This window comes from Bradyrhizobium liaoningense (assembly GCF_018130825.1).
Taxonomy (GTDB): domain Bacteria; phylum Pseudomonadota; class Alphaproteobacteria; order Rhizobiales; family Xanthobacteraceae; genus Bradyrhizobium; species Bradyrhizobium liaoningense_B.
This window is the reverse complement of record NZ_JAFCJS010000006.1, coordinates 580,903-597,168: the sequence shown is the minus strand read 5'-3', so window position 1 is coordinate 597,168 and position 16,266 is coordinate 580,903. Positions and strand designations below refer to the sequence as shown.

Genomic DNA, 16,266 nt, shown 5'->3' with positions numbered 1-16,266 from the left:
CCGCCCTCCTGCATGTGGCGGAAGGCGCCCGTCAGGATCGCGATCACCTTGCGCGGCGACATCGACAGAAGCGGAAGGCCGCTGACGACGGCCGAGGCCGGCGCCGTGAACCGCTCGTACTGGGCGAGCTGGCGCGCATCCATCCAGAGCACGCGCGCGCGCGGGAAACGCTCCTGCAACAGGCGGACGAAATCCGAACCATATTCGATCAGAAGCAGGTCGCGCTCCGCGATTCCGCGCCGGAGCAACGCCCTGGTGAAGATGCCGGTGCCCGGCCCCAGCTCGATCACCGGCCCGGTCCCCGGCACGATCTCCTGCGTCATCAGGCGCGCCAGCGACTGGCCTGATGGCGCGATGGCGGAGACCTGCCAGGGATTGGACAGGTACGAGCGGAAGAACTGGAAGAAATCAGCAACTGCGGTAGCGTTCATTGCAATCCTCTGTTTCCCGCTCGCGAGGAGCAGACGGGTCTGTCCCGAAGAAAGCTGGTGCAGCTACGATGCGATGTTGTGTTGCCGGGCCTCGCCCTGAGCGGCGTTGGAGTCAGCCTCCCACGCTTCCCATGTCGCGAGGCGATCGGCATAGGCGGCCCGGGCGCGCGGCAATCCCTCAGTGCCGACAAAGAATCGGAGCGGAGGACTCTCGGCGTCGACGATCTTCAGGATCGCATCGGCCGTCGCCTCCGGCTCGCCAAACTCGAGCTTGGCACCGGCGGCAAACACCTCCGCCCGCGTGTTGCTGTAGGCATTGATGACGGGCGAGATCCTGAGCGAGGCCGTGCTGGCAAACCCCGTCGCGTAGGCGCCGGGCTCGAGCAGCGTGACTTTCAGCCCGAAGCCCCTGACCTCCTGCGCCAGGCTTTCATGAAGAGCTTCGATGGCGAATTTCGAGGCGTTGTAGAACCCGGTGATGGGCCCGGCGACGATGCCCGCAACACTGGACACGCCGATGATGTGACCACTGCCCTGTCGTCGCAGCAGGGGAAGCGCGGCCTGGATGACGCGGAGGGTGCCGAAGAAATTGGTGTCGAACTCGGCGCGGACATCGGCCTCGTGTGCTTCCTCGATCGCCCCGACCAGCGCGTAGCCCGCGTTGTTGAGCACGACGTCCAGCCGTCCGAAATGCGCGTGAGCCCGGGTCACGGCATTCTGCACCGCGTGGGCATTGGTCACGTCCAGGGCGATCGGCAGCACGGCGTCGCCGTAGACTTCCGAAAGATCAGCCACGTCAGCGAGAATGCGGGCGGTGGCAGCCACCTTGTCGCCGCGCTTGAGGGCAGCCTCTGCCCAGACGCGGCCAAAGCCGCGGGATGCTCCGGTGATGAACCAGACTTTGCCAGACATGCGATATCCTCGATGGATTGAATTGGACTTACGCGGCAAGTCCTATCCTCGTCGGCCAGGATCAGCAGTGACGAGGCGCGCCAACGAAGTTGCCGCAGGCGCCAAAAAGGACGCAGCAGCCGTCAGAGCCCCGTTCCGATGAAATCGGAACGGGGCTCTGGATTCTATTGTGACGCGTTTTCTTGACGCGAACCGGTATCCACTTCGCTCGAAAACGCTCTAGTGAATCTTGTTGCCGTGCAGCTCGCGCCAGCGGCTCGGCGTCACGCCTTCCCAGTATCGGAAGGCGCGGTAGAAGGAGCTCGCGTCCTGATAGCCCAGGAGGCACGCGACCTCGTCGATGTCGGCCGTTGGATCCGACAGAAGCTGCCGCCCGAGCTCCTGACGCGCTTCGACCAGGAGCTCACGGAAGCTCGCGCCTTCCTCGGTGATGCGGCGCTGCAGGGTCCGCTCGCTCAGGCCGAGATCGCGCGCAACATCCGACAATTCCGGCCGCCCGCTCGCAAGGCTGCGCTTGAGGACCACCTTCACCTGCTCCCTGACGGAGCTGCGCGCTTCCAGCTCGCCCAGGGCCGACGCCAGTGCCGGCGTCAGGATTTCGAGCAGTTCCTTGTTGTGGCCGGGAAACGGACGATCGAGGTCAGCAGATTTCAGGACCAGCAGGTTTCGTGCCGCGCCATAGCGGATTTGGCATTCGAAATAAGCGTGATGGACATCGCTCTTGGGGCGAGGACGAACCAGCTCCACCCGCTTCGGCGTCAGGTGCTGTCCCGTCCCGCGACGCCCGAGCTCGACCAGCGTGGCGAAGGTCACATCGGTCGTAATCGCGGGCTCCGGATCGGTTGCGTACTGCCACTCCGTCGTGACCACGCACTCGTCCTTGCCTTCGTCGACGTGCAGCTGCTCGGGCGAGCACAGCCGCTTGAAGCGCGCGATGCGGTGCAGTCCGTCGCGATAGTCCCTTGCATAGAACGCAGCAAGGCTCGGCGGCGGATGCACCGCCGTCTCGACGCTCTGGACCAGCATCAAGCCGAGCCCGGGCTCCGGCTTCAGCTCCTCGAGCGCTCTCCAGAGTGCAAAGTATTGCACTGTGGTGACCTGCCCTTGATCGTTAAGGTGCAAGGTTGCCGGCAATTTCGCCTGCCGCAACAGCACGGCCGGCGGCACGCCGATATGTTCGACGGCCTGCCAAAAGGCTCGGGGGACCTTGCACCTGTCTGCCGCTGTTCCGCTCATGACCGATCCCTAGCGCATCTGGCTCATGATCACGCGATCGAACATGCGGTCGCCGAACCACTCGCGAATCTTGATCATCGGCAGGGCATATTTGCCCGCAACGTAGCGCGTGCGCGGCTTCGGCTCCCTCACAGCCCTGGACACGATGTCGGCGATGACGCTCGGATTGGTGCCGCGTCCCTGTCCATAGGCCTCACGGGTCGATTTCGCGACGGCCTGCGTGAGTTTGGCGTAGGGACCTTCACCCGATCGCTTGAGCAGGCCATTGGCGACCACATCGCCAAATCCGGTCTCGATCAGGCCGGGCTCGACGACGACGACCTTGATGCCGAAGGGAGCGAGCTCGAGCCGAAGGCAATCGGACCAGCCTTCCAGCGCATGCTTGGTCGCGTGGTACCAGGCGCCCAGGAGCGTGTAGATCTTGCCGCCCATCGAGGTGATGTTGACGATGGTGCCTGCACGCTTCTCGCGCATTTTCGGCAGCAGGAGTTGCGTCAGGCGGGCGGCGCCGAACAGGTTTACCTCGAACTGGTAACGCGCTTCGTCGATGCCGACGTCCTCGACGGGACCGTAGAGGCCGAAGCCGGCATTGTTGACGAGCACATCGACGCCGTCCACCTCGCGCAGGATGGCATCGACCGCCGCCTGGATGTCGGCCTCGCTCGATATGTCCATGCGCAGGGACCGCGCCCCGAGCCCGACGAGATCATCCATCTTGTCGACGTGGCGCGCGGCGACGAAGACCTGAAAGCCGTCCTTGATCAGACGCCTTGCGATTTCCTTGCCCATGCCGGAGGAGGCTCCGGTGACGAGCGCGGTTCTTTTCGATCTGTCGAACATGTCAACCTCTCTTGGTTCCGATCCTTATCCTGCCGCCTCCCCGGTCCGGATCGACTGACCAAACGCGCCAATAGATTTGCACAACGCGCCAATCCTGGCGACCACTCAAGCTGCTGTACTCGCGAGGAAAAAGCGCGGTTCGGGCGACCGCGCTTCGGCAGAACGGTTCGGGATTGGCGGAAGGCCTACCTACCCGCGAACGCGGTGGAATGAGCGGGTTTGCCCCATCGCCGGCAGGCCGAGATACCCTCTCAGATGCATCTTGCCGTCCTTGACGCTGGCCTTGCAGTTGTAGGTGCGCCGGACGAGGCGTCGTAGATGGAGCCGCCGGTCCACTCGCCATTTTCCCAGTGCAGGCCGGTGATGAACACGATGTTCTTGAGCGATCGCGAACGCAGCGTGGGATCGGGGTTCTTGGCGTCCTTCTTGAAGGTCACATTGTCCGCCTCGACGATCTCGTTGCCATAGAGCATGCGCGCCTGGAATTCTGCGCCGGCCTTGAACATGTCGAGCTTCACGGTGCCGTCGTCGGCCTCCCATGTTCCGACGATCGCGTCGGGGACCGGTGCCTCGCCGTGCGCCATCGGCATCAATCCGATGTTCACGGTTGCCATCAGCAGGAAGATGGCGGATCGACGGGAAAGCGGGAATGATTGCATGGTCTGTTCCTTGGTCTGCGGGGTTGGGAGGAGCGATCAGGCCGCTCGCTGGTCTCGCAGGTGTCTCTAGATTTCAGGAACAGCGTTGGCAGCGGCAGAAGGCGCCAACGGGATTGCGAGACGTGCCAATCAATGACGCCGCGCCCGGCGACGCCGCCCTCCACTATCGCGCTAAAGACCGAGACGTATCCCTAATGGATGATCTGGCCGAGGAAATCCCTCGCCCGCTCACTCCGGGGCGCGCGGAAGAAGGTCTCGGGATCGGCTTCCTCGACGATGGAGCCACGATCCATGAACACCACCCTATCAGCGATCTCGCGGGCAAAGCCCATCTCGTGCGTGACGCAGACCATGGTCATGCCGTCTTTCGCGAGCTCAACCATGGTGTCGAGCACCTCCTTGACCATCTCCGGGTCCAGCGCGGAGGTCGGCTCGTCGAACAGCATGATCTTTGGCTGCATGCACAGCGCCCGCGCGATGGCGACGCGCTGCTGCTGGCCGCCGGAGAGCTGTCCCGGATATTTGTTCGCCTGGTCGTGGATGCGCACCTTGCGCAACAGACCGATCGCACGCTCGTGTGCCTCGGCGCGGGACAGCCCCCGCACCTTCATCGGCGCCAGCATGCAATTCTCGACGACCGAGAGATGCGGAAAAAGGTTGAAGCTCTGGAACACCATGCCGACCTCGCGACGGACGCCGTTGATGTCGTCCATCCGGTTCGTCAGCTCGACACCATCGACGACGATCCGGCCACCATCGTGCTTTTCGATGTGATTTATGCAGCGGATCAAGGTCGACTTACCCGAGCCGGAGGGACCGCACAGCACGATCTTCTCGCCGGCCGCGACAGTCAGGTTGACGTCATTCAGCGCCGTGAAATGGCCGAACCGTTTCACCAGATTTTCCACGGTGACGATGAAAGTAGTCGGCCCCATCTGATTCCCCGCAGCGAGCTGAAGCATTTTCCTCTCCAAAGAACAGGATGATCCGCTAGCGGCCCGCAATCGCATATCGCTTGCGTAAGGACGCTACGCACTGCGAGGCCGCCGAGCTGATTGCGAGGTAGACCACCGCAATGACCAGATACATCTCGACCAGACGGCCATTGAGCTGCGCCAGCTTCGAGGCTGCGCCGAGCAGATCGGTGAGCGAGAGCACGTAGACCAGCGAGGTGTCCTGGAACAGGATGATGGTCTGACTCAGGATGATTGGGCTGGCGACGCGGAGCACCTGCGGCAGGATCACGGAGCGATAGGTGTCGAAGGTGGACAATGCGAGCGCCTGACACGCCTCGAACTGTCCCCGGTTCACCGCGCGCAATCCGACGCGGATGATCTCCGAATAATAGGCGGCCTCGAACAGGCCGAAGGTGATGAACGCCGTCCAGGTGGCGCCGATCGGGACCGGCCGTCCGTTTCCGCTGAGATGGCCGAGCACGATCGGCACCAGGAAGAAGAACCAGAACAGGACCAGGATCAGCGGGATCGAGCGCATCAGGGCGACATAGCCACGCACGAGCCTGCCGAGCACGGGCACTTCGAAGTGCTGCACCAGCGCCAGGCAGGTGCCGAGGACCAGGCCGACCACGAAAGCCACAGCGGTCAGCGCCAGCGAAAACAGCAGGCCCGACCAGAGGTAAGGCCACGCCTGAAGAACAACGGAGAAATCGAGGCTGTTCATTTCACGACCTCCATCGCGTCAGGCAGGGAGTCAATCGGTTGCGTGACGTGCGTCGCGGCCGGCTTGACTGCATCGTCCGCACGCCCGGCGCCCGGAATGCGCACAGCCCTGTCGATCAGCGCCATCCCCTGATAGGCGATCAGCGCCAGCGCGAGGTAGACAAGCGTCGCGGCGCCGAAAGCGGTGAACGTCTGAAACGTCGCTTCGCTGATCTGGCGGGCCTGCGCCGTCAGCTCCATCAGCCCGATGGTGAGCGCGACCGAAGTGTTCTTGTAGATGCCCATGACCTCGCTGGTCAGGCTCGGGATGATCAGGCGCAGCGCCTGGGGCACGATGATGTGGCGATAGGTCAGATAGCTGCTGAACCCGAGCGCGCTGGCCGCCTCGACCTGCCCTTTCGGCAGGGCCTCGATCCCGGCACGCACCTGTTCGGCGATCCGGGCCGCGGTGTAGAGACCGAGGCACACGAGCGCCGGAAAGAACGATCCCCAGGGCGGCGGAATCTGCTTGATGGCGTTTCCGAGCGCAGTTGGAAGGATCTCCGGCAGGACGAAGTACCAGAGAAACATCTGCACCAGAACGGGGATGTTGCGGAAGATCTCCACATACAGGCGCGCAAGCGCCGCGATGGGCCGGTTCTGCACGGTGCGGCCGATGCCGACGACCACCCCGACCGCGAAGGCAATCCACCAGCCGAAGAACGCCAGCGCCAGGGTCCAGCCGAGGCCCGACACGAGCCAGTCGATATAGCGCTGGCCATCCGCGGTCTGTTCAAGAAGCACTGCAAACATGGCGAACCTCGGGGCTCGGTTTGCGGGACACTCTCCGCCTAGTCGACCGCGTCGCTGGGATGCGCGATCCGTTCCGTGAGCTCGACCGTCAGCGGAAACGCCAAATTCTCATTCTTGGGCGGAATCGGCCTGGTGAACCACTTCGCGTAGGTCTTCTCGAACTGGCCCGACGCCATCTGCTTGGACAGCACATCATCGACCAGCGCCTTGAAGCCGGTATCGCCCTTCGTGAACATCAGGCCATAATAGATCTTGGCGTAACCCTCGGGGAGAAATATCAGCGCATCCGGCTTCGGAGCTGCGGCCTTGAGGCCGGCGAGGAGAATATCGTCTTCCATGAAGGCGGCCGCGCGGCCGGTGTTCAGCATCAAGAAGGATTCGGCATGGTCCTTCGCCTGGACGATATTGAAGCCGAGCTGCTCCTTCGCATTCACGCCTTGCGCGAAGCCGACGGCATTGGAGCCCTGGGTGACGACAACCGTCTTGCCCTTGAGATCGCCGGCCGTCTTCAGGCCGCTGTCCGCCTTGACCAGCCAGCGCGGCTGGCTGACGAAGGTCGCGACGGAGAACGACACCTGCTCCTGCCGCTTCTTGTCGTTGGCCGTGCCGCCGCACTCGATATCGACGGTGCCGCTCTGGATCAGCGGGATGCGGTTGGACGAGTTCACCGGAACGTAGTTGACCCTCAGATTGGGCAGGCCGGTCTCCGCCTTGATACGCTCGACGATGGCGGCGCACAGATCGAGCGAAAAGCCGATCGGCTTCTGGTCGGGACCAAGATAGGAGAACGGTATCGAGGCCTCGCGATGGCCGATGGTGATGGCGCCGTTCGATTTGATCCTGGCGAGCGTGGGACTGTCGGCGGCAACCGCTGCTCCGCCAAGACCACCAATGACCGCGAGGCCGGACAGAATGCTCAAGACACGCGCAAATTTCGTCATGTACGTCTCCTTGATGGACAGCCTATGCGGCCCTCGATGATGGCTTCACGCCGCGCCGCCGGATGATCTCGATCAGGCGGTCGACGTCGGCAATCGTGTTGAACATCCCGAACGACACGCGGATGCCGTCCCGTTCCGGCGACACGCGGACGCCGTTCTCCTCGAAATGGCCGAGCCATTCGGCGGCGGGCAGCGCGATGACGTAGATGTGCGGCGCGCGATGCTGGCGCGCGCGAGGGCCGACGAGGCGGACGTCGAGCGCGTCGAGCCGGGCGATGAGATGGTCGCCGAGATCGAAGCAGTGGTTCTGGATGTTCTCAACGCCCAGTGCATCGATCATATCGAGCGAGGCACCGAGCGCATGGATCGCCGGAAGATTGAAATTGCCGAGCTCGAAGCGGCGCGCGCTCGGGGCCGGATCGAGCTTGTCGGGATTGGCAATGAGATCGGCCGGGACGTCCGCAAGGCTGGCGGCCGCAAGATAAGCAGGCTCGAGCTCGGCCCTCGACTTGTCCCAATAGAGCAGGCCCAGCCCTTGCGGCACGAGCAGCCCCTTGTGACTGCCCGAACCGATGAAGGTCGCACGCATCGCCTTGGCATCGATCGGCACCACGCCGATCGCCTGCATCACGTCGACGACGAAGTAGAGCCCCTTCTCCTCGCACAGCGCGCCGATGCTTTCGACATCGAAGCGGTGACCGGCATGGAAGGTCACCTGCGACATCGAGATGGCCCTCGTGTTCGCGTCGATGTAGGGACGAAGGCTGTCGGCGTTCACGATCTCCGTCATCGGCACGAACGCGACGGTCACGCCCTTGCGCCGCAGATTAAGGAACGCGTAGGCGTTGTTCGGATGATCGCCGTGGATCATCAGGACCTTGTCGCCGGCGCGCAGCGGCAGCGCATTCGCGGCGATGTTCATGCTCTCCGAGGTATTCTTGGTGAAGGCGATCTCGTCGGCCGATGCGCCGAGAAACCGCGCCAGTTTCTCGCGGGTCTGCTCGACACGATCGAGCCAGACGCTCTTGGGGCCGGCGATCTCGAGACCTTCGCTCAGGAAACGGTCGATCGCCGCTTTGACGGGACGCGCAAGCGGCGTCTGGAAGCCGGAGTCGAGATAGGTGATCCGCTCAGCAGCCGGAAACTCCTTCCGCACGGCATCAACGTCGTAGTGGCCTGACATTCCCAATCTCCTGAGCACGACCGCGGCGGTCCGCACTGCACAAATCCTGTTCACCGCCGGGCAACGCCAACGATATGGGCAAAGGCGCTAGGGTTCCTATAGTAATTTTCATATTTCAGTGGTTTTCATTCCGAAAAATGATAATTATTTGGAATCCAGGTGGAGAATGACAAAATGCAGCAGCCGAGTACCGATGGGCCACTGGATCGCGCCTTCGCGGTCATTGGCTACGTTGCCAGCCAGACCAGGGCAGCCTCGGTCGCGGAGATCGCCGGCGCGCTGTCCCTGCCGCTGCCGACCGCGCACCGGCTGATCGGAAATCTGGAGCAGCGCGGACTGCTTCAGAGAGCCGTGGGAACGAAGCGCTACGTGGTCGGCAATCAACTGGTCACGCTGTCGGCCAAGGTCATCGGCGCAGCCTTCCGCACCGCGCGCCGCCATGCGGTGCTCCGAGGCGTTGCGGCCGAAATCGGCGAGCAATGCGAGATCGGGGTGGTGCGGGACAATGTCGTTGCTTACGTCGACAGCGTCCGCGTGTCGCAACCGCAGGGGCTCCAGTTCAATCCCGGCGAAGCGGCGCCGCTCCACTGCACCTCGACCGGCAAGATCTACATGAGCCGCTTGCCCGAGCGGGCGCGCGAAAAGCTGTGCCGCGCACTCGCACTCACCAAGTACACCGAGACGACCATCGTCGATGTCGAAAGCCTGATGAAGGTCCTCGACGAGACCCGCAAGCGCGGCTGGGCCAAGACCAATGAAGAATATGTGCGAGGCGTGGTCGGCTGCGCCGTTCCGATCCTGTCGCCGGATCGCGAGCTGATCGCGTGCCTGGGCGTCTCCGTTCCCGTGGCACGCGTGAGCTTCACCGAACTGGATCGGTTCATCGCCCCACTGCAGAAGGCTGCGGCGCTGCTCTCGGAGACGATCCTCGGAGATGACGCAAGCGACGCTCCAGAGAATGTCTGACCCCGCCTGATCGACGGTCCGCGCTCGAGACCCGAAGCCGCCCCGCTACTGCACCCGCGCCGCACGCTGCGCCATCCGCGCCCAGAGCAACGCCAGCGGACCGAGCGCAATGCCGGCCGCGAGGACGGTGAACGCCAGCAGCCAGCCGCTCGCGCTCTGCGGGCCGCCGGCGATGTCGAGCGCTGCGCCGGTCCCCCAGGCCCCAAGCGCCGACAGGCCGAAGCCGACGGTCGAGTGCAACGCGAGCGTCGCGCCGCGATGCGCCGATACCGCCGCGGCCGACATGCCGGCGGTCAGTGCTCCTGAATCGGCCGGCACGGTCAGGCCATAGAGGAGCAGCAGCAGTGCGAGCAGCCAGGCCGGCGCCGTCGCATTGAGCCCGATCACCAGCGCCACGCAGGCCGACGCAATCATCACGATGGTGATCGCGCGGTGGCGTCCGAATTTCAGCGCGGCCTCGTTGCCGAGGATGCTGGCGGGCATCGAGATCACCGCGAAGCAGAAGCTCAGCACGACGGGGCTCAGCCACGACGGCGCGCCCTGATGCGCCACGACGAACGTCCAGAACCCCACGAGCCAGGTGCGGATGCCGTAGAGCTCGAAGCAATGCGCGCCATAGCCGAGGATGTAGCCGAGCGCCTCGCGGTTGGCGAAGACGGGAGCGAAGTTGAGCAGACGCCCGGCCTTTGGCGCAGGCTGCCGCGCATCGATCAGAAGGCACGCGACCACCATTGCGATCGGGCCGAGGCCGGTGACGAGGAAGGCGGCCCGCCAGCCCCACCGGTCGGCGATCAGTTGCGCCACCAGAAACGAGAGGCCGACGCCGACCGAGAAACTCGACGTGTACAGCGTGACCGCCCGCGAGGTGTCGCCAGTGGGAAGCCGGTCGGTCAGCGCCTTCAGGCCGGGCATGTAGGCGCCGGCAAAGCCAAGTCCCGCAAGCGACCAGATCGCAGTGCCCGACCAAAAACCTTGTGCAAAGAGACCGAACGCTGCGGTCGCAAGCCCGCTGACGATCGAGCCCCAGAGCAGGACGAGCCGCGCATCGATGCGGTCGGTCAAGGTCGTCAGCACGGGCACGGCGAGCATGTAGCCGAAGGCATAACCGCTCGCCATCAACCCGCCTTCGGCGGCGGAGAGCCCCCACGCCGGCATCAGATGCTGCGCGAGGTTTGCGGACAGCGTGACATGCGGCAGGAGATTGCCGACCTGGCCGATGCACATCACCGCAATCAGGGACCGACCGCTCAGCTTATGAATTTTGCTCTCCCACCTTGAGGGGCGTCGATGTTGCCTGCTCGCTACGTAACAGCAAGAGTGCAAAGAAGGCCGAGAGCGAAACGAGTGCGCTGATCCACAGCGCGCTGCTGCCGATGTGCTCCACCATCAGCCCCAGCGCGAGCGGCGCGGCGGCACCCGTTACCCTGGAAGGCAGCGAGATCATGCCGACGCGCCTGCCGAATCCGGCCGGCCCGAACAGCGCCAGCGGAAGCGTCCCGCGGGCAATGGTGATGATGCCGTTGCCGGCGCCGTACAGCACCGTGAAAGTCGTCGCGAGCAAGGGGCCGCCCGCGACCAGCGCGACGACGCCGATCGGATTCATCAGCATGGCCAGCCTCGCCGAGAGCAGCGGATGAAATCGGGCGAGCCATCCCGCTTCCAGAAGGCGCGCGCCGACCTGTGCAGGGCCAACCAAGGCTCCCGCGAGCAGCGCCTGCGCCGGGCTAGCACCGAACGCAACCAGCATGGTCGGCAGAATGGCCGAGATTCCCGAACTGACGAAGCTTGCCGCCGCAAACATGTAAGCGAGCAGCACCATCGCGAAGGTCTCGCTCTGGCGTCCGGATTGCCGGCTCGCAGCCGTGCCCGGTCGAGGCTGCTGGTCCAATGGAACGGCGCGCGGCAGCGAGAGATTGAGCGGCAGCGCGAGAGCGATATGGATTGCCGCCCACACCTGGCAGGCCACGCGCCAGCTATACTCGGACTCCAGCCACGTCGTGAGCGGCCAGCCGAGTGTGCTGGCGAAACCGGCGATCAGGGTGATGCCGGTGATGGTTCGCCGGGCATTGGTGCCATAGATCCGCGCAAGCGTTGCGAAGGCCGCTTCATAGAGGCCCATGCCCATGCCGATCCCGAGCAACGCCCAAGCCGCGATCAACACCGCCGCGCCATGGGCCACGGACAGCAGGAGCAACCCTGCCACAAACACGAGGTTCGAGATCGCGAGCAGACCGCGCCCTCCGAACGTGTCGATGGCATGCCCGACGCGCGGGCCGAGCAGCCCGGAGATGACGAGCGCCCCTGAGAGCGCGCCGAACACGTAGGTCGGCGCAAGACCGAGATCGCGTGCGATCGGTGCAGCCAGGATGGCAGGAAGATAATAGCTCGACGCCCATGCAACGGTCTGCGCGGTGCCGAGCGCGACGACGACGGCGACCGGACCAGCAGACTGGCCCGCAGTAACCTGCGTCATGAACAACCACACCCCGACGCGCCCGACTTCTTTGCCGTTTCGTCGGCGGCACAGCAGGCCGATGAAACTTCCTTCGCGGGCCCGCCGCAGCATCCCGACGCTGCAGCGGTCTCGAGGCCGCCGCGCGTGCATACGCCTGTTTCGGGCAGCACCAGCTCGACTCTCGCCGCCGCCTTCTTGTCGCCGGCGAGATCAGCCGCGATCGAACGAACCTGCTCATAGCCCGTCATCATCAGGAAGGTCGGCGCGCGACCGTAGGATTTCATGCCGGCGAGATAGAAGCCCGGCTCGTCATGCGCGAGCTCGCGCGCGCCGTGAGGACGCACCGTGCCGCAGCTGTGCTCGTTGGGATCGATGAGCGGCGCGAGCGCGGCCGGCGCCTCGATGGCCGGATCGAGCCGCAGGCGCAGCTCGGACAGCAATGACAGATCGGGACGAAAGCCGGTCGAGACGATCAACTGATCCACGATCACGCTTCGCGTGCCGCAGCGGGCGCCGGCTGCGATATCGAGGCGACCTTCGGATTCCGACAGACGGATGACGCCGAATTCAGTCTCCACCCTGATCTTCCCGGCGGCGACGAGCGCCGCGAAGGCGGTGCCAAGCTCGCCGCGCGCGGCAAGCTTGTCATTGCGGCCACCGCCGAAGGCCTTTGCGGGATCCTTACCGCGCAACAGCCAGATGGCTTGCGTGCCGGGCACCTCATCGGCAAGGCGAACGAGATCGATCAGCGTGCCCACCGCGGAATGGCCCGCACCGAGCACGGCAACGGTTTTGCCGGCATATCTGGCACGATCGGCGCCCCGCACATCGGGCATGCCATAGGCGATGCGCTCCGCGCGCTCGCCTTCACCGATCGCCGGCAAGCCGTTGCTGCCGGCCGGATTGGGAGAGAACCATGTGCCTGATGTATCGATCACAGCGTCGGCGCGCAGCACTTCGGGACCCCTGCCATTCTGGTAGCGGATCTCGAACGGCGCCTGCTCCCGCCCTTTCGTCTTCGCCTTGTCGAAACCGGCCCGGCTGATGGCCGAGACGCGGCTGGAGGTCTGGATCATTTCGCGAAGCGGTGTCCGTGTCGCGAGGGGCTTGAGATATCCATCGATCAGTTCGCCGCCGGTCGGATAGGACTGCGGGTCGGGCGAATTCCAACCCGTCGGCGCCAGCAGGCGCGCGGCTGCCTTGTCGACATTGTATTCCCACGGCGAGAACAGCTGGACGTGCTGCCATTGACGGACCGCATGTGCCGCCTCGGGTCCGGCCTCGAGCACGATGGGCGACATGCCGCGTTCGAGCACATGCGCCGCGGCTGCGAGACCGACCGGCCCTGCCCCGATGATGGCGACCGTCCTGGCATTCATTCGGGCTTCTCCCATCTTTCTAGAATCATCGAATAATTGGGCAAAACGATCACGCCGCCGTCTGCGCGCCCTTGCATCCGATTTCGTCCGCGCAGCACTCCGCCGCCAGGAAATCGACCAGCCCGCGCATCGCATCGAAATTCGCGTGGCAGACCAGGGTCGTGGATTCCCTGACCTGACTGACCAGCCCGACCGAGACCAGGGTCTTGATGTGATGCGACAGCGTCGACGCCGGAATCTTCAGCTTGTCCTGCAAGCGCCCCACGGGCATGCCCGAGTGCCCCGCCCGAACCAGGGCGCGGTAGATCTGAAGTCGCGTCCGGTTGCCCAGGGCCTCCAAGCGCGCTGCTGCGTCATCGATCTTCATGATGGTGAGGATGACCCGTGGGAGCCGACCTGTCAAACTATATTTCTAGAATATTGGAAATAGTAAACTACCCCCTCTGCTGAGGCCGGCTTTCAACAGCACTCTTGGTTTCGCTGAATCGGCGGACAGGGAACTGATCCGTAGGAACAAAAGACGCAGCAATCGCCGCTCTTGGGCTTCAGCCGCGTCCCGCACCCCTTGCAATCGTAGAAGAACTGGCAGGCATCAGTCGGCATGGTTTCGGCTGACGCATGCTGGCAGACCGGACACGTGATAATCGATTGCGTTTGCATGGCAAATTTTCCGCGATCGCAAGACACAGCATACTAATCAGTCAGCACAACCGGAGCCAATGGATTGACGCCGCCCCTATAATTCCATAAGTCTGGATATATGGAAACAGAAGAAGCCGTTCTCGCGCTCGCGGCACTGTCGCAGTCCACCCGCCTGGAGGCCTTCCGGGCGCTGGTCCGGCACGAGCCCGACGGGCTTGCGGCCGGCGACCTCGCCCGCCTGCTGGAAGTTCCTCAAAACACGCTCTCCGCGCACCTGTCGATCTTGAGCCGCGCACGCCTCGTGTCCTCCGCGCGGCACAGCCGCTCGATCGTCTACCGCGCCAACCTCAGCGAATTTCGCGATGTCGCAGTTTTCCTGCTGCGCGATTGCTGCGGCGGACGGCCGGAGGTCTGCGAGCCGGTCGTCGACAGCCTTCAGGCCTGCTGCTCGCCAAAACGAAAGGAGAAAAGCCGTGCCTGACCAGTTGTACAATGTCCTGTTCCTGTGCACCGGCAATTCAGCGCGCTCGATCCTCGCCGAGTCCATTCTTCGCAAGGACGGCGCCGGCCGCTTCCGGGCCTTCTCCGCCGGCAGCACGCCGAAAGGCGCGGTGCACCCGCTGGCGCTGCGCACGCTGGAAAGCATGGATTATCCCGCCGACGGGATGCGCTCGAAGAGCTGGCTGGAGTTCGCCGCTCCGGATGCGCCGGTGATGGATTTCGTCTTCACCGTTTGCGACAACGCCGCCGGCGAAGCCTGCCCGATCTGGCCGGGACAGCCGATGACCGCACATTGGGGAATCGAAGACCCCGCCTCTGCCGAAGGCACCGACCTGGAGAAGCAGGCCGCGTTCGTCACCGCGTTCCGCTATCTCAAGAACCGGATCGACACGTTTGTGAGCCTCCCGCTCAGGAGTATCGATAAACTGTCCCTCGGTACCAGGCTGCGCGAGATCGGCCGCTCCGAGGGCGCAACACATCCAGCACCGAAGGCCGGCTGATGGAGACGTTCGACCTTTCGCGGCGACTTGCAGCCGAAGCGCTCGGCACGGGCATCCTCGTCGCCACCGTCGTCGGCTCCGGCATCATGGCGGAGACTCTGACCAGGGATGTCGCGCTTGCACTGCTCTGCAATACCTTGCCGACCGGCGCCATCCTGGTCGTGCTGATCACCGTGCTCGGTCCGATCTCCGGTGCGCATTTCAATCCGGCGGTCACGCTGGTCTTCACCGGCAGGCGCGAGCTGCCGGTGAATGAGGCCGCGCTCTACATTGTCGCGCAGATTGCCGGCGGCATCGCCGGGACGATCGCAGCGCATCTGATGTTCGGCCTGCCCCTGCTCGATCTGTCGACCAAGGTCAGGACCGGCGGGCCGCAATGGTTTGCCGAAGCAGTCGCAGCCTTCGGGCTGGTCGCGACCATCCTCGCCGGCATCCGCTTCCAGCGCGCGGCTGTTCCCTGGCTGGTCGGCCTCTACATCACGGCCGCGTACTGGTTCACGGCGTCGACGTCGTTTGCCAATCCGGCGGTGGCGATCGCGCGTTCGCTGACGAACACCTTTTCCGGCATTAGGCCCATCGACCTTCCCGGCTTCATCCTCGCCGAGCTCTGCGGGGCCATCGCCGGCATGCTATTGATGAACTGGCTGCTCCGGCACGCCAAGGCGCGCGGGCCTGTTTCTGTTGCGGAGACCCGATCATGAGTGTCACGATCTATCACAACCCCGACTGCGGCACCTCGCGCAACACGCTTGCGATGATCCGCCAGAGCGGCGTCGAGCCTGTCGTCATCGAATATCTGAAGACGCCGCCATCGCGCGACACGCTCAAGGTGCTGATCTCGGCGATGGGAATCCCGGTCCGCGCGCTGCTGCGCGAGAAGGGAACGCCGTACAAGGAGCTCAGCCTCGCCGACCCCAAATGGACGGACGACGAGCTGCTCGACTTCATGATGGCGCATCCCATTCTCATCAACCGTCCGATCGTCGTCACGGCGAAGGGCACGCGGCTGTGCCGGCCCTCGGAGGCCGTCATCGATCTCCTGGACAATCCTCCCGGCCGCTTCGTGAAGGAGGATGGCGAGGTGGTCGAAGCCAGGTAGGCTCGAACGCCACGAACGCATTTCGCGCCGACGGCCCGATCCAAATCGGAC

General features: G+C 64.3%; 20 protein-coding genes. 5 read left to right on the top strand and 15 right to left on the bottom strand.

Going from position 1 to position 16,266, the window contains the following annotated elements; all coding sequences use genetic code 11:
* The 10 genes from JQ603_RS27580 to JQ603_RS27535 form a co-directional block, all read right to left on the bottom strand.
* A partial coding sequence (locus tag JQ603_RS27580) for a class I SAM-dependent methyltransferase (RefSeq protein WP_212343860.1) occupies nucleotides 1-431 on the bottom strand: 431 nt, incomplete at its 3' end.
* A 63-nt stretch (nucleotides 432-494) separates the two neighbouring features.
* A complete protein-coding gene (locus JQ603_RS27575; RefSeq protein WP_212343893.1) occupies nucleotides 495-1,343 on the bottom strand; it encodes an SDR family NAD(P)-dependent oxidoreductase in 849 nt (282 codons plus the stop codon).
* A 219-nt stretch (nucleotides 1,344-1,562) separates the two neighbouring features.
* Entirely contained in the window at nucleotides 1,563-2,579 is a 1,017-nt protein-coding gene (locus JQ603_RS27570; RefSeq protein ID WP_212343858.1) for an AraC family transcriptional regulator, read from the bottom strand.
* A 9-nt stretch (nucleotides 2,580-2,588) separates the two neighbouring features.
* The gene (locus JQ603_RS27565; RefSeq protein WP_212343856.1) at nucleotides 2,589-3,419 is read right to left on the bottom strand and encodes an oxidoreductase; all 831 of its coding nucleotides are present in this window, start codon (nucleotides 3,417-3,419) and stop codon (nucleotides 2,589-2,591) included.
* A 251-nt stretch (nucleotides 3,420-3,670) separates the two neighbouring features.
* Nucleotides 3,671-4,078 carry a DUF2147 domain-containing protein gene (locus JQ603_RS27560; RefSeq protein ID WP_245003864.1) on the bottom strand — a complete coding sequence of 136 codons (408 nt, stop codon included), beginning with the start codon at nucleotides 4,076-4,078 and terminating at the stop codon, nucleotides 3,671-3,673.
* 191 nt (nucleotides 4,079-4,269) lie between these two features.
* Nucleotides 4,270-5,040, bottom strand: coding sequence for an amino acid ABC transporter ATP-binding protein (locus JQ603_RS27555; RefSeq protein WP_283817476.1), 771 nt, complete (start codon nucleotides 5,038-5,040; stop codon nucleotides 4,270-4,272).
* Between the two features lie 28 nt (nucleotides 5,041-5,068).
* Nucleotides 5,069-5,758: an amino acid ABC transporter permease gene (locus tag JQ603_RS27550; RefSeq protein ID WP_212343855.1), complete on the bottom strand. Its 690-nt coding sequence runs from the start codon at nucleotides 5,756-5,758 to the stop codon at nucleotides 5,069-5,071.
* Entirely contained in the window at nucleotides 5,755-6,549 is a 795-nt protein-coding gene (locus tag JQ603_RS27545) for an amino acid ABC transporter permease (RefSeq protein ID WP_212343854.1), read from the bottom strand. The genes JQ603_RS27550 and JQ603_RS27545 overlap by 4 nt, the downstream gene beginning before the upstream one ends.
* Nucleotides 6,550-6,587: 38 nt before the next feature.
* On the bottom strand, nucleotides 6,588-7,490 hold the full coding sequence (locus JQ603_RS27540; protein ID WP_212343853.1) for an amino acid ABC transporter substrate-binding protein: 903 nt from the start codon (nucleotides 7,488-7,490) through the stop codon (nucleotides 6,588-6,590).
* A gap of 22 nt (nucleotides 7,491-7,512) precedes the next feature.
* Nucleotides 7,513-8,673: an aminotransferase class V-fold PLP-dependent enzyme gene (locus JQ603_RS27535; RefSeq protein ID WP_212343852.1), complete on the bottom strand. Its 1,161-nt coding sequence runs from the start codon at nucleotides 8,671-8,673 to the stop codon at nucleotides 7,513-7,515.
* A 174-nt stretch (nucleotides 8,674-8,847) separates the two neighbouring features.
* Here JQ603_RS27535 and JQ603_RS27530 point away from each other — a divergent pair, with 174 nt between their 5' ends.
* The gene (locus tag JQ603_RS27530; protein ID WP_212343851.1) at nucleotides 8,848-9,639 is read left to right on the top strand and encodes an IclR family transcriptional regulator; all 792 of its coding nucleotides are present in this window, start codon (nucleotides 8,848-8,850) and stop codon (nucleotides 9,637-9,639) included.
* Nucleotides 9,640-9,684: 45 nt separating this feature from the next.
* Here the strand turns inward: JQ603_RS27530 and JQ603_RS27525 are convergent, their stop codons facing one another.
* The 5 genes from JQ603_RS27525 to JQ603_RS38120 form a co-directional block, all read right to left on the bottom strand.
* Nucleotides 9,685-10,863 (bottom strand): MFS transporter, encoded by a 1,179-nt coding sequence (locus tag JQ603_RS27525; RefSeq protein ID WP_212343850.1) that lies wholly within the window; start codon nucleotides 10,861-10,863, stop codon nucleotides 9,685-9,687.
* 28 nt (nucleotides 10,864-10,891) lie between these two features.
* Nucleotides 10,892-12,112: an MFS transporter gene (locus JQ603_RS27520; RefSeq protein WP_212343849.1), complete on the bottom strand. Its 1,221-nt coding sequence runs from the start codon at nucleotides 12,110-12,112 to the stop codon at nucleotides 10,892-10,894.
* Entirely contained in the window at nucleotides 12,109-13,473 is a 1,365-nt protein-coding gene (locus JQ603_RS27515) for an NAD(P)-binding domain-containing protein (protein ID WP_212343847.1), read from the bottom strand. Before JQ603_RS27515 ends, JQ603_RS27520 begins: the two co-directional genes overlap by 4 nt.
* A 49-nt stretch (nucleotides 13,474-13,522) precedes the next feature.
* Nucleotides 13,523-13,840: an ArsR/SmtB family transcription factor gene (locus JQ603_RS27510; protein WP_212343846.1), complete on the bottom strand. Its 318-nt coding sequence runs from the start codon at nucleotides 13,838-13,840 to the stop codon at nucleotides 13,523-13,525.
* A 92-nt stretch (nucleotides 13,841-13,932) separates the two neighbouring features.
* Nucleotides 13,933-14,133, bottom strand: a complete 201-nt coding sequence (locus tag JQ603_RS38120; RefSeq protein ID WP_245003863.1) for a GDCCVxC domain-containing (seleno)protein — start codon at nucleotides 14,131-14,133, stop codon at nucleotides 13,933-13,935.
* A 100-nt stretch (nucleotides 14,134-14,233) separates the two neighbouring features.
* Here JQ603_RS38120 and JQ603_RS27505 point away from each other — a divergent pair, with 100 nt between their 5' ends.
* Genes JQ603_RS27505 through arsC form a run of 4 tightly spaced genes read left to right on the top strand, consistent with a single transcriptional unit; the run spans nucleotide 14,234 to nucleotide 16,215 of the window.
* Nucleotides 14,234-14,596 (top strand): ArsR/SmtB family transcription factor, encoded by a 363-nt coding sequence (locus JQ603_RS27505; RefSeq protein ID WP_212343844.1) that lies wholly within the window; start codon nucleotides 14,234-14,236, stop codon nucleotides 14,594-14,596.
* Nucleotides 14,589-15,116 carry an arsenate reductase ArsC gene (locus tag JQ603_RS27500; protein ID WP_212343842.1) on the top strand — a complete coding sequence of 176 codons (528 nt, stop codon included), beginning with the start codon at nucleotides 14,589-14,591 and terminating at the stop codon, nucleotides 15,114-15,116. Before JQ603_RS27505 ends, JQ603_RS27500 begins: the two co-directional genes overlap by 8 nt.
* Nucleotides 15,116-15,817 (top strand): aquaporin, encoded by a 702-nt coding sequence (locus tag JQ603_RS27495; RefSeq protein WP_212343840.1) that lies wholly within the window; start codon nucleotides 15,116-15,118, stop codon nucleotides 15,815-15,817. Before JQ603_RS27500 ends, JQ603_RS27495 begins: the two co-directional genes overlap by 1 nt.
* Nucleotides 15,814-16,215, top strand: coding sequence for an arsenate reductase (glutaredoxin) (gene arsC, locus JQ603_RS27490; protein ID WP_212343838.1), 402 nt, complete (start codon nucleotides 15,814-15,816; stop codon nucleotides 16,213-16,215). Before JQ603_RS27495 ends, arsC begins: the two co-directional genes overlap by 4 nt.
* The last annotated feature ends 51 nt before the right edge of the window (nucleotides 16,216-16,266 follow it).

What these genes read in the sequence shown, in the direction of transcription:
- JQ603_RS38120 (WP_245003863.1), bottom strand. Translation starts at nt 14,133, where the DNA reads ATGCAAACGCAATCGATTATCACGTGTCCGGTCTGCCAGCATGCGTCA.
- JQ603_RS27505 (WP_212343844.1), top strand. Translation starts at nt 14,234, where the DNA reads ATGGAAACAGAAGAAGCCGTTCTCGCGCTCGCGGCACTGTCGCAGTCC.
- JQ603_RS27555 (WP_283817476.1), bottom strand. Translation starts at nt 5,040, where the DNA reads ATGCTTCAGCTCGCTGCGGGGAATCAGATGGGGCCGACTACTTTCATC.
- JQ603_RS27575 (WP_212343893.1), bottom strand. Translation starts at nt 1,343, where the DNA reads ATGTCTGGCAAAGTCTGGTTCATCACCGGAGCATCCCGCGGCTTTGGC.
- JQ603_RS27535 (WP_212343852.1), bottom strand. Translation starts at nt 8,673, where the DNA reads ATGTCAGGCCACTACGACGTTGATGCCGTGCGGAAGGAGTTTCCGGCT.
- JQ603_RS27570 (WP_212343858.1), bottom strand. Translation starts at nt 2,579, where the DNA reads ATGAGCGGAACAGCGGCAGACAGGTGCAAGGTCCCCCGAGCCTTTTGG.
- JQ603_RS27510 (WP_212343846.1), bottom strand. Translation starts at nt 13,840, where the DNA reads ATGAAGATCGATGACGCAGCAGCGCGCTTGGAGGCCCTGGGCAACCGG.
- JQ603_RS27515 (WP_212343847.1), bottom strand. Translation starts at nt 13,473, where the DNA reads ATGAATGCCAGGACGGTCGCCATCATCGGGGCAGGGCCGGTCGGTCTC.
- JQ603_RS27495 (WP_212343840.1), top strand. Translation starts at nt 15,116, where the DNA reads ATGGAGACGTTCGACCTTTCGCGGCGACTTGCAGCCGAAGCGCTCGGC.
- JQ603_RS27550 (WP_212343855.1), bottom strand. Translation starts at nt 5,758, where the DNA reads ATGAACAGCCTCGATTTCTCCGTTGTTCTTCAGGCGTGGCCTTACCTC.
- JQ603_RS27560 (WP_245003864.1), bottom strand. Translation starts at nt 4,078, where the DNA reads ATGCAATCATTCCCGCTTTCCCGTCGATCCGCCATCTTCCTGCTGATG.
- JQ603_RS27530 (WP_212343851.1), top strand. Translation starts at nt 8,848, where the DNA reads ATGCAGCAGCCGAGTACCGATGGGCCACTGGATCGCGCCTTCGCGGTC.
- arsC (WP_212343838.1), top strand. Translation starts at nt 15,814, where the DNA reads ATGAGTGTCACGATCTATCACAACCCCGACTGCGGCACCTCGCGCAAC.
- JQ603_RS27545 (WP_212343854.1), bottom strand. Translation starts at nt 6,549, where the DNA reads ATGTTTGCAGTGCTTCTTGAACAGACCGCGGATGGCCAGCGCTATATC.
- JQ603_RS27565 (WP_212343856.1), bottom strand. Translation starts at nt 3,419, where the DNA reads ATGTTCGACAGATCGAAAAGAACCGCGCTCGTCACCGGAGCCTCCTCC.
- JQ603_RS27540 (WP_212343853.1), bottom strand. Translation starts at nt 7,490, where the DNA reads ATGACGAAATTTGCGCGTGTCTTGAGCATTCTGTCCGGCCTCGCGGTC.
- JQ603_RS27520 (WP_212343849.1), bottom strand. Translation starts at nt 12,112, where the DNA reads ATGACGCAGGTTACTGCGGGCCAGTCTGCTGGTCCGGTCGCCGTCGTC.
- JQ603_RS27525 (WP_212343850.1), bottom strand. Translation starts at nt 10,863, where the DNA reads ATGTGCATCGGCCAGGTCGGCAATCTCCTGCCGCATGTCACGCTGTCC.